The 24,696-nt window shown below is 45.7% G+C and carries 14 protein-coding genes; 7 read left to right on the forward strand and 7 right to left on the reverse strand.

Translation table 11 applies throughout. The features are described 5' to 3' along the window. Positions 1 to 358 precede the first annotated feature (358 nt). Both AC1RNB_RS14880 and AC1RNB_RS14885 read right to left on the reverse strand, forming a co-directional pair. Positions 359 to 925 carry a fasciclin domain-containing protein gene (locus tag AC1RNB_RS14880; protein WP_493084051.1) on the reverse strand — a complete coding sequence of 189 codons (567 nt, stop codon included), beginning with the start codon at positions 923 to 925 and terminating at the stop codon, positions 359 to 361. Between the two features lie 301 nt (positions 926 to 1,226). Beyond that, positions 1,227 to 1,829 (reverse strand): bactofilin family protein, encoded by a 603-nt coding sequence (locus AC1RNB_RS14885; protein ID WP_493084053.1) that lies wholly within the window; start codon positions 1,827 to 1,829, stop codon positions 1,227 to 1,229. 182 nt (positions 1,830 to 2,011) lie between these two features. Here AC1RNB_RS14885 and AC1RNB_RS14890 point away from each other — a divergent pair, with 182 nt between their 5' ends. Next, a complete protein-coding gene (locus tag AC1RNB_RS14890; protein ID WP_493084055.1) occupies positions 2,012 to 2,476 on the forward strand; it encodes a bactofilin family protein in 465 nt (154 codons plus the stop codon). Positions 2,477 to 2,563: 87 nt separating this feature from the next. Then, positions 2,564 to 5,479, forward strand: coding sequence for an FAD-binding and (Fe-S)-binding domain-containing protein (locus AC1RNB_RS14895; protein WP_493084057.1), 2,916 nt, complete (start codon positions 2,564 to 2,566; stop codon positions 5,477 to 5,479). 295 nt (positions 5,480 to 5,774) lie between these two features. Here the strand turns inward: AC1RNB_RS14895 and AC1RNB_RS14900 are convergent, their stop codons facing one another. Both AC1RNB_RS14900 and AC1RNB_RS14905 read right to left on the reverse strand, forming a co-directional pair. Then, positions 5,775 to 6,323: a cupin domain-containing protein gene (locus AC1RNB_RS14900; protein WP_493084059.1), complete on the reverse strand. Its 549-nt coding sequence runs from the start codon at positions 6,321 to 6,323 to the stop codon at positions 5,775 to 5,777. 67 nt (positions 6,324 to 6,390) lie between these two features. Then, on the reverse strand, positions 6,391 to 7,149 hold the full coding sequence (locus AC1RNB_RS14905) for a helix-turn-helix domain-containing protein (protein ID WP_493084061.1): 759 nt from the start codon (positions 7,147 to 7,149) through the stop codon (positions 6,391 to 6,393). Positions 7,150 to 7,379: 230 nt separating this feature from the next. On the opposite strand from AC1RNB_RS14905, the gene AC1RNB_RS14910 reads away from it, so the two are divergent. After that, positions 7,380 to 10,226, forward strand: a complete 2,847-nt coding sequence (locus tag AC1RNB_RS14910; RefSeq protein WP_493084063.1) for an FAD-binding and (Fe-S)-binding domain-containing protein — start codon at positions 7,380 to 7,382, stop codon at positions 10,224 to 10,226. A gap of 85 nt (positions 10,227 to 10,311) precedes the next feature. Here AC1RNB_RS14910 and AC1RNB_RS14915 read toward each other — a convergent pair whose 3' ends face one another. Beyond that, positions 10,312 to 11,532 carry an exo-beta-N-acetylmuramidase NamZ family protein gene (locus AC1RNB_RS14915; RefSeq protein ID WP_493084065.1) on the reverse strand — a complete coding sequence of 407 codons (1,221 nt, stop codon included), beginning with the start codon at positions 11,530 to 11,532 and terminating at the stop codon, positions 10,312 to 10,314. Between the two features lie 122 nt (positions 11,533 to 11,654). Between AC1RNB_RS14915 and AC1RNB_RS14920 the strand changes: the two genes are divergently transcribed. Further along, entirely contained in the window at positions 11,655 to 12,155 is a 501-nt protein-coding gene (locus AC1RNB_RS14920) for a cupin domain-containing protein (RefSeq protein ID WP_493084067.1), read from the forward strand. A gap of 16 nt (positions 12,156 to 12,171) precedes the next feature. Here the strand turns inward: AC1RNB_RS14920 and AC1RNB_RS14925 are convergent, their stop codons facing one another. Further along, entirely contained in the window at positions 12,172 to 13,623 is a 1,452-nt protein-coding gene (locus AC1RNB_RS14925; protein WP_493084069.1) for an APC family permease, read from the reverse strand. 201 nt (positions 13,624 to 13,824) lie between these two features. Here AC1RNB_RS14925 and panD point away from each other — a divergent pair, with 201 nt between their 5' ends. After that, complete coding sequence (panD, locus tag AC1RNB_RS14930) at positions 13,825 to 14,169, forward strand: aspartate 1-decarboxylase (RefSeq protein ID WP_493084070.1); 345 nt, start codon at positions 13,825 to 13,827, stop codon at positions 14,167 to 14,169. A 189-nt stretch (positions 14,170 to 14,358) separates the two neighbouring features. Next, a complete protein-coding gene (locus AC1RNB_RS14935) occupies positions 14,359 to 16,647 on the forward strand; it encodes an ATP-binding protein (RefSeq protein WP_493084072.1) in 2,289 nt (762 codons plus the stop codon). Between the two features lie 9 nt (positions 16,648 to 16,656). Here AC1RNB_RS14935 and AC1RNB_RS14940 read toward each other — a convergent pair whose 3' ends face one another. After that, a complete protein-coding gene (locus tag AC1RNB_RS14940) occupies positions 16,657 to 17,445 on the reverse strand; it encodes a LytR/AlgR family response regulator transcription factor (protein WP_493084074.1) in 789 nt (262 codons plus the stop codon). Positions 17,446 to 17,686: 241 nt separating this feature from the next. On the opposite strand from AC1RNB_RS14940, the gene AC1RNB_RS14945 reads away from it, so the two are divergent. Continuing rightward, positions 17,687 to 24,696 (forward strand): LamG-like jellyroll fold domain-containing protein (locus AC1RNB_RS14945; protein WP_493084075.1); only part of this gene is annotated, 7,010 nt, incomplete at its 3' end.

The raw sequence follows: 24,696 nt of genomic DNA on the forward strand, positions 1-24,696 counted from the left end.
CTTGCCTATTTTCAACTTGCTGCGGAGCTTAGCCCCAAGGTCATGGCTGAAGCCCCGCAAACAATCGTGAGTGATTAACCCCCATGCTGAAGCATGGGGTTATAAAAAGATTGGGTTGTGATATGAAAGAAATATCGACAGAGAAATGACGCCTATTTCTTAGGCACCTGATACAGATTAAGCATCTTTTATCTATTAACCCCAGCCTTCAGGCTGGAGACAATCAACTGAAACTTGTTGCCGGGCTTCAGCCCTGACTTTAGTGGGCATGCGTTCGCAGATAGGTCATAAGGGTGTAAACAAAAAAGCACGGGCAAGAATACCCATGCTTATCGCTTAAAAAAACAAGTAAAAAATTTTAGTTCCTGGCTGGTGGTGGTAACAGCACACCATCAATCACATGTATAATGCCATTAGATGCCGGAACAGATGCTACAATGGTAGCCGTTCCGTTCAGCATGATTTTTCCGTCTTTTTTACTAACTGTAATATTGCCGCCATTTACCTGACCCAGGATCTGTCCGTCCTGCAACGATTCTGTTTTGTACACACCTACAGATACATGGTATTGCAGAATATCGGTCAGGGCTTCTTTTTTCTCAGGCTTCAGTAATCCTTCTACAGTGCCGGCTGGTAATTTGTCGAATGCGGCATTAGTGGGGGCAAATACGGTAAAAGGACCGGCATTGCTTAACGCATCTACCAGTTCGGCTGCTTTAACGGCAGTTACGAGGGTAGTATGGTCTTTGCTGCCCATGGCCACCTGTACCACGTTTTTCTGCGAAGTTTCATCCTGTACGCCCGATTGGCCGGCGGCCTGTTCTGCCGGGGCACTCGCACTTTCTGTGCCGGTTTCTGTTTTGCTTTCGCAACCAGCGGCTACTATCAGCGCAAAACCGGCTACAACTAGTAATTTCTTTTTCATATATGCAGTTTTAAGTAGTTAACTGAGATCAAATCTAACTGTCATAAAACTGTCTGTTTGTGATTTGAATCATATACTGAGAACTAAGATGCTGTTTGAGAAAAAGGCCGGGGATCCCTCTGTGTAACTCCCTGTCTCCGTATTTCTGTGTTGAAAAAAAACACTGCTGTTGAAAAAGACTGGTACAATCATGTATTTCAACACAGAAATACGGAGAGACAGAGGGGCACAGAGGGATTGCTGATGGGGTATAAAAAAAGAGAAAACCGGGGTTTTCTCTTTATATCGTAAAGCCGGTGGCTTAATTATTGGAATCGAGGTAATCGTTCTCCTGGGCCGGTGGGGGCGTTTCGGGTTTACTTTCCACATAAATGGTCTGGTGATAAAACTTGGTAGACGATTTGATCGCATTCAGTTTTTCCTGGAAAATGGAGAGGTAGTTATTGTCTTTGTTGTTTTTGTTGAAAGTTTCTTTCAGTTGAGAGAACAGTTCGGAAGAACTGGCTTCAAATACCGGTGTTTCCAGGCTCAGCAGTTTGATATTGGCATCCACATACTGGTTCATTTCGGTATTGATGATGGTACAATGGATATTACCTTTTACAATCGAGTCTTTGCAGAGGTTTACTTTCAGTGCATAGATCGATCCTTCAAATTCGCCTTCCACTTTAATGTCGTTACAGATAATGACCCCGTTCATCATGCCGGTAGGAGTGATATTGATGGTTTTTTTGCTGTATAAGACACCGGTGAAATTTCCGTCCAGGGTGATCTCATTTTCAGAATCAAGGATACCGGAGATATTGGTAGAGCTGGTAATAAACAGCTGTTTATCTTCTGACGCGCTTTGGGTACCGAAGCCGGAATTAGGATCATGCAGCAATTGCTCCCGGAATTTGTTCATGGGTCTTTTGTTTGGTATGCAGCTAAATTATTACATTTTATGACGAAATGTCAATATTTTTTGACGAAAAGTGATGAGCCGGCCTGCACGATAGAAAAATAACGATTCCATCACCTTTCTTTCGGCGCGAATCTTTCTTTTTAGCTATCTTACCCATCCAATAACCAGAGAACCCCCATTCTATGCTGTTTAAAAAAACTGAGAAACCCGACGAGATTCTCCCCGCCGTACAGGTGGTATCGGGTGGTGTTTATTTCGGAATCATCAAAACCAGTTCACCTATCCGCATCGAAGGCGATTTTAAGGGAATTATTTTCTGCACCAATAAGGTCATTATCGATAAAAAAGCCTCTGTCAACGGGGATATTCTTTGTCATGATATCGTGATCGGAGGCCTGATCGATGGCAACGTGATATGTAAAAATAAATGTATGCTGAACGAAGATGCTGTGGTAAACGGGATCGTTCGTACCGCTTTGTTCGAGAACGGTCCTGCCAGTTCCGTTACCGGGCCGGTATATGTGAACAAGGATAACAGCAATATTGACGTAGAAGAATATTACGAGTTATTCAATAAAAAAGAAAACCTCGAAAAGATCAAGGCAGAATACTTCTCCCTTCCCCAGAAACTGATCCTGATCACCTGATCTGCGGTTTAAACGGCAGGCTAACACCGGTAAGTATCAGAATTGGTTATTTTTGCCACTTCTGCTGATCTAAAATTACCCTGTGCAATGAAGGCCAAGCTGCAGTTACTCTCAGAACAACTGGAAGGCGATCTTTTTTTCGACACCACCATGCGTACGCTGTATGCCACCGACGCATCGGCCTACCGCGAAATGCCATTGGCGGTGGCTATTCCCCAATCTAAGGCTGATATACAGTTACTGATCGCTTTTGCAGCGGCCAACCAAACCTCTTTAATACCCCGTACTGCTGGCACTTCGCTGGCGGGACAGGTGGTGGGCAGCGGGATTGTGGTAGATGTGTCGCGCCATTTTAACGAGATCCTCGAAATCAATGTGGAAGAGAAATGGGTAAGGGTACAACCGGGGGTAATCAGGGATGAACTGAACCTGTTTCTGAAACCCTACGGCCTGTTTTTTGGTCCCGAAACCTCTACCGCCAACCGGGCCATGATCGGCGGCATGGTGGGCAATAATTCCTGCGGCTCCAATTCTGTGGTGTACCGCAGTACCCGCGAGCATTTGCTCGAAGTAACCGCTTTTCTGAGCGATGGGTCCGAAACCGTATTCAAAGAATTATCGATAGACGCTTTTCACGAAAAATGTGAACAGCCCGGGCTGGAAGGACAGATCTACCAGCAAACCCGCCGTTTACTGAGTAATTATGAGAACCAGGTAGAGATACGTAAGGAATTTCCGAAAAAAACGGTGGAGAGAAGGAATACCGGTTATGCCGTAGACCTGCTGGTAGATACGGAACCTTTTACTGCCGGTGGTGCACCCTTTAATTTTTGTTCGCTGATAGCGGGTTCGGAAGGCACCCTGGCTTTTCTTACTGAGATTAAACTGAATGTAGTGCCCCTGCCGCCGAGAGAAACGGGTTTACTCTGCGTACATTTTAACTCGATAGATGAATCGCTGCGGGCTAACCTGATCGGGTTGAAATATCGCCCCAGCGCCAGTGAACTGATCGACCATTATATTCTCGAGTGTACCAAAGAAAATATAGAACAACGTAAAAACCGATTTTTTGTACAGGGCGATCCCGGTGCCATTCTCGTGATCGAGTTTGCCCGTTCTTCCCGCGAGGAAATTCTGGCTATTACCGCACAGGTAGAAGCAGACATGCGCGCCGCCGGACTGGGTTATCATTTCCCGGTATTGTTCGGAGAGGACACCAAAAAGATCTGGACCCTGCGCAAAGCCGGTCTGGGTTTACTCGGCAACCTGCCCGGCGATGAAAAAGCAGTGCCGGTGATAGAAGATACGGCGGTGGATGTGAATGATCTGCCGGCCTATATCCGGGAGTTTAATGAGATCCTGACCAAACACGGACTGCATTCGGTGCATTATGCGCATGCGGGTTCGGGCGAGCTGCACCTGCGCCCCATCCTCAACCTGAAAACAGTGGAAGGGAACCGTCTGTTCCGTTTGATAGCAGAGGAAGTAGCTACGCTGGTGAAAAAATACCAGGGATCGCTGAGTGGCGAACATGGTGATGGCCGTTTGCGTGGAGAATTTATCCGCCAGATGGTAGGAGAGAAGAATTACCAGTTACTGAAAGAGATCAAAGCCTGCTGGGATCCACAGCATATTTTCAATCCCAATAAGATCGTAGATACGCCGCCGATGAATACCATGTTACGGTATGAACCGGGACAGTTTACGCCGGAATTCAACACCATTTTCCGTTTTCACCAGCAGGATATTTTGCAGCATGCCGAGCAATGCAACGGCTCTGGCGATTGCCGGAAAACGCATTTATCAGGCGGCACTATGTGCCCTTCGTTCATGGCCACGCATAATGAAAAAGATACCACCCGTGCCCGGGCCAATATACTGCGTGAGTTTTTAACGCATTCTGATAAGATCAACCGCTTTGATCACAAAGAGATTTACGAAGTGATGGATCTCTGTCTGAGTTGCAAAGCCTGCAAATCGGAATGCCCTTCTAATGTGGACATGGCCAAACTGAAAGCAGAATTTCTGCAGCAGTATTATGATGTACATGGGGTTCCTTTCCGGTCAAAACTGATAGCCAATTTTACGGCATCGGCTAAATTGGGCTCTTTAATGCCTTCCGTCTATAATTTCTTTGTGGGCAATGTTGTTACGGGCAGCCTGATCAAATGGTTTGCCGGTTTTGCGCAAAAGCGATCCATGCCAAGTTTATCCACTACTACCTTGAAAAACTGGTATGCACAACACCGGAAAAAGACCATACCGGCATCCGGCAGAAAAGTATACCTGTTCTGCGATGAGTTTACCAATTATAACGACGCACATATCGGTATTACCACCATTCTGTTACTGGAGAAGTTAGGTTATACTGTAGCCATACCCAACCACGAAGAGAGCGGCCGTACCTGGTTATCGAAGGGGTTGATCCGGAAGGCGCAGCAGATCATCAACCGGAATATTGTTGCCCTCAGCCCGCTGGTCTCTGCTGATACCCCATTAATCGGGATTGAACCATCGGCCATTCTCAGTTTCCGCGATGAATATCCTGATCTCGCTTTGGATGAAAACCTTCCCGCAGCAAAAGAAATGGCGAAACATGTTTTTCTCATTGATGAATTTATTGCTGCCGAAATAGAAAAAGGAAATATCAGTTCCGAAGCTTTCACCAAAGAAAAACGGCTGGTGAAACTGCATGGGCATTGCCAGCAGAAATCGGTTTCCAATCTGGCGGCTTCCGTAAAAATGTTATCGCTGCCAACGCAGTATACGGTTGAAACCATTGCTTCGGGTTGTTGTGGTATGGCGGGTTCTTTCGGGTTTGAGAAAGAGCACTATGATTTGTCTATGCAGATCGGTGAGCTGGTATTGCTGCCAACAGTGCGACAACAGGCCGCAGACACCATCATTGCCGCTCCGGGCACCAGTTGCCGCCACCAGGTAAAAGACGGAACCGGCAGAGAAGCTTTGCATACGGTGGAAGTGTTGTACCAGGCGCTGTTGTAGTAATGCAACTTGTGCCTTAGTGCTTTTGTGTGCAATTTTTCCCCACACGAAGGCACTAAGGCACGGTTATATTTTCTGCTACCGTTCTATTGCACAGCCACAAACTCTTTTTTCCTCTTTCTCTCTTATCCACTCTTAGCGAAACCTTTTGCACTATCGGGTATTCCGATGATGGGGGAGGATGTTTCACTAAGAGCAAAAGAGAAAAAGAGCCAAAGAGGGGTTGCGTCAATTACAGACCACCTGCGGGTAAATATCTCACACGAAGGCACGGTTTTTTGAATCCCCTATGCTGTTACAGGCTTAATGGCGGGCCTACTACTTTCATTCCGTGCGCCTCGTGGATCTGTTGTATTTCTTCGGGCGTAGGTGGTTGGGTAAGGCCATTCATGGTGCGGAAAAACTCTTCCATTTTACCGGCGGGTTGCAGCAGAAACACCAGTTTCCCTTTATCCGAGAGCTGGATCCAGGTATGCGGAACATTTCTGGGCAGAAAAACAGTATCGCCCGGCCGGGCCTCAAATGTTTTATCACCCACTACAAAACGGTAGCTGCCTTCGGTTACAAAAAAGGTTTCATCCTGGTTAAAATGTACATGTAATGCCGGCCCGGTTTTTCCCAGTCCTATGTATTCAAACATACTCAGTTCTCCATCTGTGTCCTGTCCCGAAATTTTAGTGTCTGTAGGATGAACACCCCTGAATTTGATGGTTTCATGAAAGCGGCTTTGTCCGTTGGGAATATACAAGCCTTCTTTACTGCGGGCATTTTTGGTGGCAGGTAAAGCAAGTCCCATGAGAGGAGTAGCAGCCAATGTGGAGAGGATAAATTTTCTTCTTTGCATAAAGTTTGGTTTAGTAAAGCAAACCTACTGGCAGAGAAGCGAGGGGTACTGGTAAAAAATGGACATTTTATACTTCCGCCACCCCAAACAGGCGCTCGGGTGCCCGGTTCTCAAGCGCCAGAAACTCGGTGGGCCCCATGCCGGTAAAAGTATGGTAGTCTTTTACCAAATGCTGGTAATCATAATATCCGCTATGCAGGGCAATGCTTAGCCAGTCTTTATCGGGGAATTGGTTTTTCATTCTCCTGGCTCTGTCAAAGCGGATCACCCGTAACCATTGTTTGGGCGAAATGCCGGTGCGTTCCTTAAAATGGCGATCAAACTGGCGGTGACTCAAAAAGGATTCTCTGATATACCAGTCAAGTGATGCCGGTTCTTTTTCCAGCAGCATCTGTTGGCAAACAGGATCAATCCTGGAGGAAGTTTTCCGTGGAATACAGATGTGGGTAAACAGATAGTCTTCCACGATGGCTGTCATGGCCGCATGTGAGCCTGCATGAAAAAGTTGTTCATTGATGAACGCTACCTCTTTCCCGAAAACAATGGTAGCATCCAGGTATTGATTGACCAGTTCCTGTGAGGGTATACCAGTAATACGATACAAAGCCCCGGGTTGGAATACCACCTGAAAAGTGAGAAAGTTTTTTCCCACCTGTCGGTGATTCACGAGGGTATGCTGGCCAATCAGGGAACTGCCGATTTTGCTGATCTCAGACCTGTTATCCGGATAACGAACCGTTTCGGTGTCTTTCGGATAAAACTGTAGACATTCTTCTGCCTGCGGTGTATAGGCTTTGGAAGGAATGGGCCGGTTGTCTGTGAACATGAAATCAACAATGCGGTATAACCGCACAAATTCGCGTACACGAAGGGATGGTATGATATTATCTAAGAACAGTAGTTGATAGTTATGTGAGTGATTATTTAAAAATAATACAAACCCCCGTCATTTTTCGCCTATTTTCTCTGATCGACGTGTTTGTTTTACACGTATTTATACGCAAATGGCTAAACGGTCTTTATTGGTATCCGAATTGGGTTAAATTTGTGCTTACTATGCCAATGTTTAGCAACAAGGATACTGCCGTAGATGTCGGGTATGAACTGAGCCGTTATTTTCCTCCCGAAAAACTGAAATTATCGCTGATAGACCGGTATGCATTTGCGGGAGATGCAGGTTTTTATTACTTACTTCCCCAGGCTATTGTACAACCTACTACCATCGACGAGATCAAGTGGTTATTTGTATTTGCCCATCAATACAGTGTGCCGCTTACTTTCCGTACAGGGGGTACCAGTCTCAGCGGACAATCCATCACCGATGGTGTACTCGTTGATCTGGCACGTGGCTGGAAAAAAGCCGACCCGCTCAGCAGCGGTGCCCGTGTTAGAGTTGAGCCCGGCGCTATTGGGGCGCATGTGAACCAGAAACTGGGATCTTTCTCAGCTAAAATAGGTCCGGATCCGGCATCCATCAGTGCGGCTATGATGGGAGGTATCCTCTCTAATAACAGCAGTGGTATGTGTTGTGGGGTTACCCATAATTCTTATCACACACTGGAGACCATTCGTTTTGTTTTACCCAGTGGCAGGGAATATAATACAGCCGGCAGAGATGATTATTTCAAATTCCAGGCGGGCGAAGAAGTGTTGTCGGAAGGATTACGCGAGATCCGTAAACAGATTTTGTCCAACCCTGCGCTTGCAGATAAGATCCGCAGCAAGTATCGCATTAAAAATACGGTGGGCTATGGTATCAACGCTTTCATCGATTATGAGCATCCGCTCGATATCATGGCGCATTTACTTATCGGCGCCGAGGGTACGCTGGGTTTTATTGCAGAAGCGGTATTACACACCATTCCTGATAAAAGATACAAAGCAACCGGTCTGTTGTTTTTTGAAAACCCGGTCATAGCTGCTGAAGCCATACCGGCATTAAAAACAACCGAAGCAGAAGCGCTGGAGCTGATGGACAGACCGGCACTGCGCTCGATAGAACACCTGGAATATTGTCCGGCCATGGTGAAGGCCATGCCCTCGCAGGCAACGGCTATTTTGTGTGAATACCAGGCGGCTTCGGAAGAAGAGCTGGAAGCACTTTTAGAGCGTGCCCGCCCCATCATCGGCACATTGCCGGTTTTGGATCAGCTGGATTTTACAAAAGTATCCTATGAACAGGCCAAACTCTGGAAACTGCGGAAAGGTATGTATCCTTCTGTAGCAGCAGTGCGCGCCAAGGGCACTACGGCCATGCTGGAAGATGTGGCGGTTCCTTTAGAAAACCTGGGCAAGGCAGTAACGGATCTGCAGGTATTGTTTGCCAAATACGGGTATACGGATGCTATCATTTTCGGCCATGCCAAAGAAGGTAACCTGCACTTTCTGGTAACACAGCCGGTGAATACCGCCGAAGAGATCGCCGTATTTGAAGCGTTTAACGATGAGCTGGCCAACCTGGTGATCCGTAAATATGATGGATCGCTGAAAGCGGAACATGGAACCGGCCGTCAGATTGCACCCTATGTAAGACAGGAGTGGGGCGATGAAGCCTATAAGATCATGCGCAGGGTGAAACAGCTGGTTGATCCGCTGAACATCCTGAATCCCGGTGTCATCATCAACAAAGACGATCGGTGTCACCTGAAGAATATGAAAACCATGCCCGTGGTAGAAGAGGAAGTAGATAAATGTGTAGAGTGCGGGTATTGTGAGAACCGTTGTCCCAGCCGCAACTATACACTAACACCCCGACAGCGGATCCAGGTGCGCCGCTCTTTACAAAGACTGAATGTGCAGGGTAATACGGTTGATTACGAAAAACTGAAAGAAGAGTTTCAGTTCTCCGGCATGGATACCTGTGCGGTAGATGGGATGTGTGCCATTGATTGTCCGGTATCAATTAATACAGGTGAGCTGATCAAAAGATTACGGAGGGAAAATCATTCGCCAAAAGAAAATAAACTTGCGTTACGCGTGGCCCGCCACTTTGGTCTGGTAGAAACGGTGGTGAAAATAGCTTTACACGGTGCCCATGTGATTAACTGGATCGGTGGCGATGATACGATGGTGAAGTTTACCCAATGGCTGCGCAAAAAGATCCCGGGTTTTCCGCTGTGGAATAATGCCATATCTTCACCACTGTATATCCGCGGACGCAAACCTTCTAGGCCGGATGTCGTTTATTTCCCATCCTGTATTACCCGGATGATGGGAGATGATAAAGAAGACGCCATGTCGATTAACCAGGTAGTGGCGCTATTGTGTAAACGGGCAGGACTGAAACTGTTTGTGGCCAATCATACAACGGGTGTTTGTTGCGGACAGTTATTCTCCTCCAAAGGTTTTCAACCGGCTTATAAAGAAACGGTGAACCGCACCATGGAGATTCTGTGGAAATGGACCAGGGGGGGTAAAGTGCCGGTATTGATGGATGTTACTTCCTGTACTCATTCGCTGCAAAGCTCTTATCCTTATCTCACCGAAAAGAACCAGCAGCGATTTAAACAACTGCAGATCATAGATAGTATTGATTTTGCGGCGGATTATTTATTGCCGCGGTTAAAGATCACAAAGCAGAAAAAACTGGTGGCTTTTCACCCGGTATGTACCTCACATAAAATGAACCAGCTGCATAAACTGCAGGCAATCGGGGATCGCTGTGCAGAAAAAGCCAATATCCCTTTCCTTAGTGGCTGTTGTGGGATGGCCGGCGACAGAGGTTTTTATTTTCCGGAACTCACTGCCAGCGCCACCAAAGACGAAGCCAGGGAAGTATATGCTTACAGCCACCGTTGCGATGGGTTCTACTCATCGGGTAAAACCTGTGAGATGGCGATGAGTGAAGCTACGGGGCATAATTACCAGTCGGTGTTGTATTTGTTAAGGGATGCGACGGAGTAATTAAAAATTAGCAATTAAAAATTAAAAATTGGGATAAAAAAGACAGCTTAATAGGGCTGTCTTTTTTTATCCATTGCTTTCTATTTTAAGGATAGAGCAGGTATTTTTTGCGCATGGTTTTGTATTGGGTTAGGCCGGGTTCCCAGCTTTTGCGGATCCCGGCTTCGGGTACTCCGGCTATGATCTGTTCTTTGAACTGTGTAGTGCCGGAGAGTTTGTCAATATTACCCATCTCTTTACTTTGCTTGTAATCAAAGAATTTTTCTTTATAGGGATAGGCATTGTATAGTTCTATCATCCAGCTGATATTGACCTGTTTCTTTTTACGCAACAGATCAGTGTTGTAGTTACGAAGATCAAGACCATAACAGGCTTTATCCATGTGCAGCGGTGTTTCTGCCATACCCTTGATGCCGGTAGGGGTAAAAGAGAAACTGTATTTGTCTTTCACATCGGGATTGCCCAGAACGGTGAAAGGAAAGTAGGTGCCTCGTCCCTGGCTGAAGATCGTTCCTTCAAACAGACAAAGTGAGGGGTATAACAAAATTGATTGCTGCGTATTCAGGTTGGGCGAAGGTTTTACGGGTAAGGTATATGCCATATCATGATTGTAATTGGCTATGGGTATGATTGTGATCTTACACTGCACTTTGTTGCTGAGCCAGCCTTCACCGTTCACCATTTTAGCAAACTCGCCCACGGTTAAACCATGTGCAATCGGGATAGGGAACATGCCAATACCTGATTTCAGTTTCATGTCGAGGACAGGCCCATCGATGAAATAACCATTCGGGTTGGGTCTGTCAAGAATCAGTAATTCCTTATTGTTCTCATAACACGCTTCCATCAATCTTGCGAGAGCATTGATATTGGTATAAAAACGACAGCCCACATCCTGCAGATCGTAAACCATGATATCTACATCGGCAAGGTCTTCTTTGCTGGGTTTGTTTTTGCCGCCATATAAAGAGATCACAGGAATGCCGGTAGCCTGGTCTATCTCATCGGCTACTTTGGCACCCGCGCTGGCATTACCTCTGAAACCATGTTCGGGTCCAAATACTTTTACAATGTTGATGCCCCGTTTTTTTAAACTGTCTACCAGGTGCTGGTTACCGATAACAGTGGTTTGGTTGGCAAGAATGGCCACCCTTTTTCCTGTTAGCAGGGGAAGGTATTTTTCTGTTTGATCCGCACCGGTGCGGATCGGTTTTTTAGATGTACCCGGTTTTTTTTGAACCGGCGTAAAGAAAAGGAATAACAGTGCAACTGTGCTGGCAAAGAATACAGTGATTTTTTGTTTCATAATGGGGGTGATTGGGGGGTAAATATACAACAGTCCTGTGTGTCTCTGTTCCTCTGTGGCTCAATGTTGAAAAATGAATATCCTGTGCGGATCTTTTCAAAAGAGGACCTGTAAATTGCAGTATGTACACAGTAACAGCATTGGTAGAGCGGTTTCAATTGTTGCCGCATCCTGAAGGAGGGTATTACAAAGAAATGTATCGCTCAGTTGAGCAGATAACACAAACTGCATTGCCTGAGAGATTTAGTGGCAGCAGGTGTTTTGCTACCGCTATTTATTTTCTGCTTGAGCAGGGCAATTTCTCCGCCTTTCACCGCATACAAAGCGATGAGTGCTGGCATTTTTATGCTGGTGATAGTCTGCATGTACATGTGATCCATCCCAATGGTATGTATGAACTGTTGAAACTGGGTAATAACCTGGCCGAAGGTGAGTGCTTTCAGGCTGTGGTACCGGCGGGTAGTTGGTTCGCTTCTGAAACAGCGCCCGGTGGCAACTATTCATTGGTGGGCTGTACCGTAGCTCCCGGTTTTGATTTTGCCGATTTTGAATTAGCAAAGGCGGATGTATTAACGGCCTTGTATCCTGCTATGAGTGAACTGATCGCCCGTTTGTGCAGGTAATATTAACAGAGAGCTGCTACCATCCACCAAGGGCTTCAATCTTTCCTTTGTTTTTCCGCTTGAAATAAAAATAGAGCGGGATGCCGATAGCAGTTAAAACCAGGCCAAATACAGAATGGATGATCGCCGATTTTCCACTGAGGTAATTGGTGATATCAGTGTAAAGCGTAGTACTGATATAGAGGACTGTAAAAGCCAGAAAGATCAATGGGATCCAGGGATAGCCCCAGACTTTATACGGACGTTCCAGATCAGGCATTTTTCTTCGCAGTATAAAAAAACCGAGAACAGTTAATCCATAAAATACCCACCCGATAAAAATGAACATATCGGCCAGTATATCAAAAGAACCACTGATCACCAGTACCGAACTCCAGATACCGAGGATCAACACGGCATTGCCGGGTGTCTGAAACCGGGAGTGCATTTTACCAGACCAGCTGAAAAAAAGATTGGATCCTGCCATGGCAAAAATGACCCTTGCATTGGCCAGCAGGTTGGCATTCGCAGATCCGAAACAGGAGAGCACGATCAATAATGCAATCACACCACCTGCCATATTTCCCATTACTACGGCAGCTGCATCGCTGGCCACCAGCGGTGATTGCGCCATAATATCAACCGGTAATACATACAGATAGGCGAGGGAGATCAATACATAAATGAAGATGCAGACAGATACACCTGCGATCAAACTTTTGTTGATAGTTTTAGCAGGATCCTTGATTTCACCTGCTACCATGTTCAGGTTATTCCAGCCATCATAAGCGGCGAATGCGCCGGTGGTGGCGGCCATAAAACCAGCGAATAATGTCCAGTTACTGAGTTGAAAGCCGGGCGCATTGGTGATGAAATTAACCGCATGACCTTTACCCGAAAAAAAGATACCCATGATCAGTAACAGGATCACAATCACTTTCATGGCGGTAGCAATTAACTGGATCCGGTTACCGGATCGGGCACTTACATAATTCACCAGACTTAACCCCATAATCACGGTGATGGCCAGTGCTTTTACACCAAAATGCTGCAAGGGCAGAATATTGCCGATCAGGGGCAGGTGCCATACAACGGATTGTTCGGTGGCTACACTGAAATTTGGCAACGGAATAAAATAACCCGCATACGAAGCGAGAACAAAACCCATGGCCGCAATAGATGCGGTATTGATCACGGCTACACTGGCCCAGCCGTACAAATAAGCCACCAGATCGCCGAAAGCATAACGCAGGTATATATACTGTCCGCCGGTTTCCGGAAACATGGTTCCCAGTTCTGCAAAAGCCATGGCGCCGAACATACTTACGATACCCGCCACTATCCAAACAAGAATCAATAGGTAGGGAGAGCCCAGTTGAGAGGCCATGGTGGCCGGTTTCATGAAGATATTGCTGCCAATGATGCTGCCAATAACGAGGAAAGTGGCAGACCATACGCCAATTGTTTTGGGTAACCGGGAGGAAGCCATAGGCAGTTAATTATTGTAACAGCCCTCCGGGTTTGTGGGTGGGCTCTTTAAATATACTGGCTCTGGTTCGTTTCTCAAACAATTAATGTACAGTTGTTGGCTGTCATAGATCTGTCAATTTCCCTCCATTTGTACCTTTTTTTGTGTGGATACCTGCGGGAAAACTAATTTCGCGTCCTTGTTCATCCGATAGTAATATATATGCAGATACAGATCCTCAAATCCAAAGTACACCGGGCAACCATTACCGAAGCCAACCTGAATTATGTGGGAAGTCTTACCCTTGATGAAGACCTGATGGACGCCGCGCAGATGATCGAATACGAAAAGATCCAGGTGGTTAACGTGAATAATGGAGAACGGATCGAGACCTACCTGATCAAAGGCGCGCGCGGCTCAGGTGTTTGTTGCTTGAACGGACCCGCCGCCAGAAAAGGTGCCGAAGGGGATATTGTAATCATTATTTCTTATGGATTGGTTGAAATGACTGAAGCCAAAAACTGGCAGCCGGTGGTTGTATTCCCGAAAGAAGGAAACCGCTTATAGCCAGATTTATTGACGGTTGATAGGTAGACTTATTTCATAAATATAAAGTATTCTTCAGTGGCATGGGGTGTCTGCCATTATCCTCGGCATTCTATAATCTTGTTGAAAATCAATTGATTAATTCCGTTGCTTTTCGTATTTTGTAGATAGCTATCGTGTCCATTAAAGAAGAAAGCCAGGAACTGATTTATGAAACCAGCCGGACTGTTATTGTTAGTGATCTCTCTTTTTTGCATCATCCCCGGTAAATCGCAGCAGCGAAGATTGGATAGTCTGCTGGCACTGGGTCCTCAATATCACCATGACGATTCCCTGAAAGTAATTTATCTTAAGGAGGTATTCAGGGCTTATGCCAGTCAAAAGAATTATGCAAAAGTTTCGCTCTATGCCGATTCTGCGGTAAAGATCGCAAAGACTTTATCCAATAAAAAATTACTTGCCTATATCTACCAGCGGATCGCTTTGATCTATCATGTGTCAGACAGGTTACAGGCCATCACCAATTACCGCCAATCCATCGAAGCGGCCCATGAAGCGGGGGTGGTAAAAACAGAAGCGGGATCTTATCTTAACCTGGGTGCACTTTACCAGGGTATCGGCGATTTTCCTGCATCGCTGGATGCGCATGAGCGTGCCCTGGCCTTGTATGCATCTATCGGTGATAAAGACGATATGGTGAGCTGTTATATGAACATCGCCAATATCTATAACGGCATGCAGCAAAGGGTACAAGCTATCAGTTATGCCCGTAAAGCACTGGAAGCTTTTGAAGCGGGCAAAAGTTACCGGGGCATGGGGGTGGCGTATGATGTACTGGGATCTACCTATCTGAGCGCAACCACGGAAGAACTAACCCTGGCGGGAATTCTTCCGGAGAACAGGTTCCGGATAGCGGCAGAAATGTTTGAAAAAGGATTGAAAGCAGCTAAACTTTCTGGAGACGTGGGATTGATCGCTTCTTTCTATACCGATTTTGGCCGGTTGAATGAAATGACAGGTAAAAATGAAACGGCTTTACAATATTTTCTACAGGCGCAGGAATTGAGTCGCGACCGGGAGAACGACCAGGAAGCGTATCTCGATAACCTGGTGCTCACCGGTGTGTTTTATCTCAAGAAATTAAAAAATGTAGAAAAGGCAAAACAATATTTGTACGAGGCACTGGATTTATCGAAGAAAATAGCGCGTTTGCCATCGCAACAGGATGTGTTGACCGCTTTAAGTGATCTGCATGAAGGCAACAAGAATTTTGACAGTGCTTTGTATTATTACAGAAATGCTATTATTATCCGGGATCATATCTCCAGCGAAGAAAGAGAAAACGAAATTACCCGTAAACAGCTGAAGATGGATTTTGACATGAAGGAACGTGAATACAAAGAAACACAGTTACTCACGGATGCCAAACTGAAGCAGCAGGTATTGCTGGCGCGAGAAAGGGAACAGGAACTACTGTTACGGAAACAGCAACTGGAAATCAGCAACAAGGAAAAAAGTCTGCAACGACTGCTTTTTTTGCAGAAACAGGCCGAACTGGAAGCGCAGAAGAAAACGCAGGCCAGTCAGTTGGTACAGGAACACCTGAAAGCGGAATATGATAAAAAAATCCGTGATCAACAGATCGATGTGCAAAATGCAAAGCTGGGTGCCAACAGGCGCTTATCTTTTTTTCTGGGAACACTGGCCGTGATAGTACTGGCAGTGGCTGTTTTTATTTTTAAAAGCCGGATGAAGACGGTTAAACTGAACCAACTGGTATCGGAACAGAAATCGGAACTGGAAGAACTGGTGAAAGTAAAAGACAAGATCTTCAGTATTGTTAGTCATGATATGCGGGCACCTATCAATAACCTGGTTGCATTTGGATCGCTGCTGGAAGAAGGTGAGATAGGGCAGGAGAAACTGGCGAAATATATAGACCAGGTAAAAGGCACCCTGGATCATACTTCCTCTATGATGGAGAATCTGCTGAACTGGTCGGCCAGCCAGATGCAGGGTTTTGCACCGGTAACAGAATCCGTTCTGTTAAACGAAGTGGTAGCAAATGTGATAGCGGGTCTTGAACCTGCCTTGCAAAAAAAGAAACTACAGCTGGATAACCGGTTGTTATCTGATATAATCGTAACCGGTGACAGCAATATGATTGAACTGATTATCCGTAACCTGCTGAACAATGCCATCAAATTTTCTGCACCGGGAACACGACTGGAACTGTTTCAGGTAAAAGACAAAGACAATCATCAGGTGGTCTTTTCGGTAAAAGACAATGGTCTGGGATTACCACAGTATAAAGTAGACAAAATCAATGCAGCTGCAGTACTGACTATGGAAAGCACTTATGGAACAAATAAAGAAAAAGGAACCGGTCTGGGATTAATGCTGTGTAAACATTTTGCCGGACTGATGAAAGGAAAAATTTCTGTAACCAGTAAAGAAGGGCAGGGGAGCGTATTCAGCCTCTCACTACCGCTGGCCTGATACCCGCTATTATTCAATAAAACGTGTCAGTGTTTTTTTGTTGATCAGATTATCCTGTAATGCCTGCTTATAGGCAATACTGACCGGAATAACAATATCGTTGCTGAGTCTGATATCAGCGGCTGAAATATTTTTGATATGCAGCAGGTTAATCATGAATTGTTTGTGCACCCGCATAAAAATATGCGGGGGTAACTGTTTCTCCAGATTCTTCAGGCTGATCAGTACCATATGCGTTTTCTGGCGGGTAGTATAGATCTTCGAAAAGTCGCCCATACTTTCTATATATAATACATCGCCCATATTCAGTTTGATATGCGTATTGTTCTCCTTGATGAAAAAATACTCATGGGCATCAATACTCCTGATAAAATCCGAACCGGGTTCCGCTGTAGGCACTTGTTTGGTGGCAGGTTCGGGCGCGGAAGTAACTGATCTCACTTTCAGGTATTCGATGGCTTTGTCTACCGCTTTGATCAGACGCTCCAGTTTTACCGGTTTTACGATATAATCGATCACATCCAGCTCAAAGCTTTCGGCCGCATGATGGGTATGGGAAGAAATAAAGATAAAAACGGGTGGGTGTTTGAGGCTGCGCAGCAATTCCAGTCCGGATAATTCGGGCATATCTATATCTGAAAAAACAATATCTATCTGCTCGTTTTTCAATACCGACATGGCTTCCAGTCCGTCTGCCAATGAAGCTTTCACTACAAGGCTGTCGATCTTTCTTAGCTTCAGCTCTAACGAGTCCCTCTCAAGGATATTGTCTTCAACAAGGATACACCGATATTTCATTCCTGCTTTCTGTTCTAATGGGTTGGTAAATAGACTTTTAGTTATCTATTTAAAAATAGGCAAACTATCAGGAATCAGGGAGCTTATTTTTTTCGTCTACTAAAAACAGGCACATATCTACTTTTAGGGGCAGTTACTCAAATATGTTTTTGGGAGGGGGTTTATCAGTCTACATTCAAGTTTCGTAGTTCGTTCACTACAGAATAGCTGAATAACTCGGATCACCCACCAAAACTGTATTATGAGATCAATTCTACGCCCGTATTGTGTGCTTTTAGTCACAATGGTATCCTTTGTTCTTACCTCCATCACCACGCAGGCGCAGCATACGCTCGATAATGCGGGGTTAACTGCTGCAGCGCCCGCTGCAGGTGCCTATTCCATGCGGAAACTGAGTACAGGTTATCTAGGCTTTGCCATCAAAGTAAGGAGGAGTTCAGACAATGCCGAAGCCAACGTAGCTTTCGATACGAACGGTGACGTTAGTGCTTCTTCCGTGGTAACCATTACCGCAACGGGTAGTTCCGGGTTAACGGTTGGTTCCACCATGACTTATAATAGTTTTTATGCTTCTACTACCTGTTATCTCACAACCTGGTACGACCAGAGTGGAAATAGCAGACATATTACGCAAGCAAATGCAACCAGTCAGCCGATAGTGGTATCTGCCGGAGCCCTGCGTATGTTTAACGGCAAAGCTGCCGTATATTTTGACGGGGCTACCGGAGTAATGAGTGTTCCTTTTGCTGCACCGGTCATTAATGCAGCAGGTACTTTCTCAACGGTATTTTCTCAGCCGGTACTGCAAACCAATTTCCCTGCCATTGTAGCCTGGGGATCAGCTTATGGTCCTGCTTTCGGTCCATTGAATGCTATTGGCAAATTCGGATTATATACTTCTTTCGGACCTTATAATATTACTCTCGGACCCGTAACGGCTAACACAGATTATATTGTGAGTGCCGGTTGGACAGGAACAGCAGTTACCCAATCGCGAAACGGAACCTTGGTTACCGGTACTATGGGAGCAGCTTTCAATACCAGCTTAGCCAGTGGATTAATTGGAAGGGATAATTCCGATCCTTCGGCACTTTATTTTAATGGTACCCTACCGGAACTGATTATATTCCCGTCCAATCTGTCACTCACTTCCAGCCGCCAGGCACTGGAGAATAACCAGGCAGCATTTTATTTACCTGCTACTATCAGTTCTTTCACACCTACAGCGGCCTTTACCGGTAATACAATTACCATCACCGGAACTAATTTTACCGGTGCCACAGGCGTAACCATTGGAGGAACAGCTGCTGCTTCTTTTACGGTGGTGAATGCAACTACTATCACCGCAGTGGTTGCCAATGGTTCATCAGGTGCGATCAGTGTTACCAAACCCAATGGTACGGTAAGTTCATCCACTACTTTTACCTACAAAACCGTAGCTGGTCCCAGCGGCATCAACAGCGGGATTCTGATGTGGCTGGATGCATCTGATATAGATGGAGATGGTATTGCGGGCAATGACCCTTCGGGTAATACAAATTTGACCACCTGGAAAGACAAATCAGGGCTGGGCAATAATGCCACATCTATTGTTGGACAGAATCCAATCACTTATGTAACCAACCAGATCAATGGCAAAGCAGTAGCCCGTTTTACCAGAACTTCTGATGCGCTGGGTTCTACATTACAAGCTGCCAATGTAGATATCAGGGCAGCTACTAATCCTGCTGTTACCATGTTTACCGTATATAAAACGGGTGTACAGGTAAATTCAAGCGGACAGGGGCAGGCGCTATGGGGTAATGATGATGGAAACTGGGATCGCTTCTTTTATAATTCCTGGTCATTCAGTAACGATGGTATTGTATCACTCGGAACAGTGAATCCGACATTTGTATCGGTACCCGGTGCGGGCACAACAGGTTCGCTTCGTTTGATGACCGCTGTTTATAATAATTTAGTTCCTAACGGATCGGCTATCTATTTTGATGGTGCTGTGGTAACCAAGTTTACCGACAATACTCAGGCTTCGGCCGCACAAACCAGTCTGCGCATTGGTAATGATGGTGATAATGGATCTTTTAACGGAGACATTGCAGAGTTTATCGTTTATAACAGGAAACTGACAGATTGCGAGATCCTGCAGGTAAACCAATACCTCGGAGCCAAGTATGGCGTAACTTTTACCAGTGCTACTATTACTGCAGGAAGTGCCACTACTTTTTGCCAGGGTGGCACTGTTACTTTAACCGCAAGTGCGGGAGACAGTTACCAGTGGTACAAAGATGGGGTGGCTGTTTCATCAGCAACGGCTAACACTTATAGCGCCAATACAACGGGTAATTATACAGTAGCAGTAACTACTGCCGGATGTACGGCTACTTCGCTGGTAACCCCTGTAACCGTAAATGCAGTACCAACTGTATCCGTTTCAGCTTCCGGACCCACTACCTTCTGCGTAGGAGGTACCACAACGCTGAGTGCAAATACGGGGGGCGGACAAGGTCTCACATTTAATGGCACCAATACCTATGTAAATATTCCTTCCGGTGTAGTATTACCTGCCAGTTTTACGGAGGAAGCCTGGATTTATTCGGGTTCAGGAAATGATGGACAGTTCCATGGGTTCCTGGGTAACCAGCCGGCTGGTGGAACCAGTACCCGTCCACCTTCGATGTGGATCTATAACGGGAAACAGATTCATGGTGGTTTTGGTACAGGAAGCGGGTTCTATTATTATATCACCAATGAAGTGATTTTGCAGAATACCTGGAACCATATTGCACAAACTTATGACGGCAATACGCTGAAATGTTATGTGAATGGCCAACTGGTAGCGAATCAGACCTATATAGCACCACCTGTTAATTCAGTACCTTATGCATCTGGAGTGAATAATATCGGAAGGGTGGATAATTACTTTAATGGAATGATGGATGAAGTGCGTATCTGGAATATTACCCGCACGCAGGCCGAAATTCAGGCCAGTATGAATAAAACCATCTCTCCGGCAACAGCAGGATTGGTGGGATACTATAAAATGGATGAAGGAACCGGAACCGTTACTGCCGATGCCACTTCGGCTGGCAGAACCGGAACGCTGACCAACAACCCGGTATGGGCCGTATCAGCGGCACCGGTAGGCGCCACCGTTACCTGGAATCCGTCAACCGGACTGAATACTACTTCCGGTGCTATCGCGTTAGCCAATCCAACCACCACCACAACCTATACCGCTACCGCCACCGATGCTTCTACAGGTTGTGTGGCCACTGCAACGCAGGTGGTAACCGTTAATCCTTTACCGGTGGCAGCTATCAGCGGTACCAACACAATATGTACAGGACAGTCAACTACTTTGACTGCTTCCGGCGGAGTAACTTATCTATGGGGTAATGGCGAGACAACGGCATCTATCACTGTTTCTCCTGCTTCCACCACAACGTATACTGTTACGGTTACCAACGCTTCCGGTTGTCAATCAACCGCCAGCTATACCGTAACTGTGAATGCATTACCAACTGTTTCTGTTGCAGGTACAAATACTATTTGTGCCGGACAGGCTACCACGATAACTGCCTCTGGGGGAGGCGGTTATTTGTGGAGCAATAATGCAACCACGGCATCTATCACTGTTTCCCCGGCTACTACTACCACCTATACAGTTACAGTGACCAGTGCTGCAGGATGTGTGGCATCGGGAACAAGAACAATTACGGTAAATGCATTACCAACGGTAACGGCTAATGCGAGTGCAGCAATTGTATGCAACGGTTCTTCCGTTACACTCACTGGTGGTGGAGCAAGTACCTATACATGGACCGGTGGGGTAACGAATGGAGTGTCTTTTGTGCCGTCTGTAACCACAAACTATACTGTTACCGGAACAGATGTAAATGGTTGTAAGAATACCGCAGCCCAAACCATTACAGTTGGTTCTGCCCCTTCATTTGCAAATATCAATGTATATGTACAGGCTTCAACCAGTGCCAACAGTTGTGACGCAGTGGTTAATTATCCTTTAAGTGTAAATGGCGGTATACCTTCTCCGAATGTTACGTATACATTTACGGGTGCAACTACCGGAACCGGATCCGGAACCGGCAGTGGACAATTGTTTAATAAAGGCGTAACACATGTAGTGGTTACGGCAGCCAACAACTGTGCATCACCATCTGTTTCTTTTGATATTACTGTTGTAGATAATGTATTGCCGGTTGTGATTACTAAAAACAATACTATCTATCTTGATGCAACCGGACATGCTACCTTAGTGGCAACCGATATCAATAATGGCAGTTATGACAATTGCGGTACGGTTACACTTCCTCAAAGCAGTACTGGTGTTATTTGCGCTACTGCGGCAGAAGGTAACAGCCTCACTTTGCAGGCACCTGCCGGTAAAGTAATCACCGGGATTACTTTTGCGAGTTATGGTACGCCAAACGGAACCTGTGGTAATTTTTCTATCGGAAGCTGCCATTCCGAAAATAGCCTGTCTATTGTTTCTGCATTAGCTATTGGACAAAATTCGGTTACTATTGATGCGAGCAACAGCGTATTTACTGATCCCTGCGGTGGAACAGTGAAAAGATTATATATCGAAGCAACGTATGCTGATGCCGGAAGTACATACAACTATGATTGCAGCAGTATCGGAACGCATGAAGTTACCCTGGTTGTAACTGATGCAGATGGTAATTCAAATTCCGGTACGGCAACGGTTACCGTAGTGGATACTTTACAACCTGTTGTCAATACAAAAAATCTTGTATTATGTCTGGATGCCAGCGGTAATGCAAGTATTACGGCAGCCATGATCAATAACGGATCAACCGATAATTGCAGTATTGCTTCCTATTCGCTGGACAAAACCAGTTTCAATACTTCTAATGTTGGTGTAAATACCGTAACACTTACTGTAACTGATGCAAGTGGAAATATAGCAACTAAAACAGCTACTGTAACAATCAACCCGTTGCCGGTGGTGTATGCAGTTACAGGCGGTGGGGCTTATTGTATGGGTTCTGCAGGTGTTGTAGTTGGTTTGTCTGGCTCTGAGACGGGTGTAAATTACCAGTTGAGACGAAATGCTGCGGTAATAAGTACCCTGCCGGGAAACGGCTCAGTACTTAGTTTTGGTGTACAAGCTGTTGCAGGTACGTATACTGTTGTAGCCACCAATGCTTCAACCGGTTGTAGTGCTGCAATGAGTGGAAGCGCAGTTGTAGTAATTAATCCAACGCCTGTTGTATCAATAGCCTCATCTGCATCGGCTGTTTGTATTGGTAATAGTGTTACTTTAACTGCCTCCCAAACTACAGCGCAAACAAGAGCCTATGCGATCGCTTTATCCAATCTTGTCAACCTGCCAAATGCCTGTGCCAACGGCAGATATGCCGCAGGTGGAACAAATGTTGGATTTACATGGACAGATCTGGGTGCGGGTACTGTAACCAATGTAACTGTTCAGTTATCTGTTGGCGTTGAATGTAATGCCAACGGGTTTGTTCACAGTGCCTTGTTAAATAATGTGGGTACTGGCGCTTCCTTTACAAATACTACCAACTATTGTAGTTGTACTCCACGAACGTCTTCTGCGTTGTACACATTTAATTTTACACCATCCAATTATACTGTTGGAGGTGTAAACACACTGCTGCTTAACAGCGGAAGCACTTTTGGATTGGTTCCGGCTTCAGTATTAAGCAATGCTTATGCAGTAGTTACAGTAACTTATAATGGAGGAAATTCAAATAATAATATAAACTGGGTCTGGACACCGGGTAATGAAACTACACAGTCTATTTCAGTTAATCCATCCACTTCTACCAACTATACCGTAACTGGCACAGATGTTAACGGTTGTACAGGTACAGCTGCTGCTACCGTAACGGTAAATCCATTGCCTGTTGCTACCATCACCGCAGCAGGTGCAACAGAGGTTTGTCCGGGTAATACAGTAGTACTTGATGCCAATACAGGTGCAGGATATACTTATCAGTGGAAGAAAGAAGGTGCAGCTATTTCAGGAGCCACAAGTGCATCTTATACTGCGGCAGTCAGCGGGGATTATACGGTAGTAATCACCAACAGTAACGGATGTTCATCTGCTGCTTCTAATCTGGTATCCGTTAAAATTCAGGATGTCACAGCTCCCTATTTTGTTTCTGCTGGTGCTGTTACTTCGGCTGCCAATGCCCAGGGTGAAGTGGTAGCAACAGGTGCCAATGGTGCAGTAGTTGATTATACACTGCCTGTTGGTGCAGACAATTGTTCTGTAGCCTCAACAGTATTAACCTCTGGTTATGCCAGCGGTTCTGTATTCCCGATAGGGGCAACAACAGTTACCTATACAGTTACTGACGGAGCAGGATTAACAGCTAATTCTTCTTTCACTGTAGTGGTAAGCGGATTGGCGCCTGTTATCAACTGTCCTGCAGCTATTGCAGTTACGGCTACGGCTGGTCAGTGTGGTGCACCGGTTACTTTTGCTGCTACAGAAACCACTGCCATACCTGGTTCTACGATCGTATATGCCGAAAATGGTCAGCCGGTAAGTTCCGGCAGCTTCTTTACAGTAGGCACTCATATCATTACAGCCACTGCCACCAATGCAGTAGGGGCTTCTGTATGTACTTTTACGATTACTGTAGCAGACAATATTTATCCTGTATTAACGGGTGTTCCTGCTAATGTTACGGTACAATGTAACGCAGTACCTGCAGTAGCCAATGTAACTGCTACAGACAATTGCAGTACTTCAGCTCCTGTGTTTACAGAACTAAGAACTGCAGGTGATTGCCCTAATAATTATATACTAACCAGGACCTGGTCAACCACGGATGCTTCAGGCAACACCACTACTGCTTCGCAGGTGATCACCGTTCAGGATATCCAGGCACCTGTAATTACCAATATTTCTACTATTACTGTGCCTGCTGCCGATGGCCTTTGCAGCGCAGTGGTAAACTATACAGCCATAGCCACAGATAATTGTGGTGCTGTATCCATCAATTATAGTATTACTCCCGGTTCAACCTTTACAGTGGGATCACATCTGATAACAGTTACGGCTACTGATGCCTGTGGTAATGTTGCCACTGCCAGTTTCACCGTTACGGTAACCGATGCACAGAAACCTGTAATTGTTTGCGCTCCTAACCAGACCATCAATATGTCTGCCAGCTGCAGTGCTACTTTACCGGATTACAGGAGCCTGTTAACAGCAACGGATAATTGCAGTAATCC

This window comes from Sediminibacterium sp. GW821-FHT12F12 (assembly GCF_058806635.1).

Excerpts from the sequence above, each read along its gene's own strand:
- panD (WP_493084070.1), top strand. The coding sequence starts at position 13,825 with ATGCAGATACAGATCCTCAAATCCAAAGTACACCGGGCAACCATTACC.
- AC1RNB_RS14880 (WP_493084051.1), bottom strand. The coding sequence starts at position 925 with ATGAAAAAGAAATTACTAGTTGTAGCCGGTTTTGCGCTGATAGTAGCC.
- AC1RNB_RS14890 (WP_493084055.1), top strand. The coding sequence starts at position 2,012 with ATGCTGTTTAAAAAAACTGAGAAACCCGACGAGATTCTCCCCGCCGTA.
- AC1RNB_RS14900 (WP_493084059.1), bottom strand. The coding sequence starts at position 6,323 with ATGCAAAGAAGAAAATTTATCCTCTCCACATTGGCTGCTACTCCTCTC.
- AC1RNB_RS14915 (WP_493084065.1), bottom strand. The coding sequence starts at position 11,532 with ATGAAACAAAAAATCACTGTATTCTTTGCCAGCACAGTTGCACTGTTA.
- AC1RNB_RS14885 (WP_493084053.1), bottom strand. The coding sequence starts at position 1,829 with ATGAACAAATTCCGGGAGCAATTGCTGCATGATCCTAATTCCGGCTTC.
- AC1RNB_RS14920 (WP_493084067.1), top strand. The coding sequence starts at position 11,655 with ATGTACACAGTAACAGCATTGGTAGAGCGGTTTCAATTGTTGCCGCAT.
- AC1RNB_RS14905 (WP_493084061.1), bottom strand. The coding sequence starts at position 7,149 with ATGTTCACAGACAACCGGCCCATTCCTTCCAAAGCCTATACACCGCAG.
- AC1RNB_RS14935 (WP_493084072.1), top strand. The coding sequence starts at position 14,359 with ATGAAACCAGCCGGACTGTTATTGTTAGTGATCTCTCTTTTTTGCATC.
- AC1RNB_RS14895 (WP_493084057.1), top strand. The coding sequence starts at position 2,564 with ATGAAGGCCAAGCTGCAGTTACTCTCAGAACAACTGGAAGGCGATCTT.
- AC1RNB_RS14925 (WP_493084069.1), bottom strand. The coding sequence starts at position 13,623 with ATGGCTTCCTCCCGGTTACCCAAAACAATTGGCGTATGGTCTGCCACT.
- AC1RNB_RS14910 (WP_493084063.1), top strand. The coding sequence starts at position 7,380 with ATGCCAATGTTTAGCAACAAGGATACTGCCGTAGATGTCGGGTATGAA.
- AC1RNB_RS14940 (WP_493084074.1), bottom strand. The coding sequence starts at position 17,445 with ATGAAATATCGGTGTATCCTTGTTGAAGACAATATCCTTGAGAGGGAC.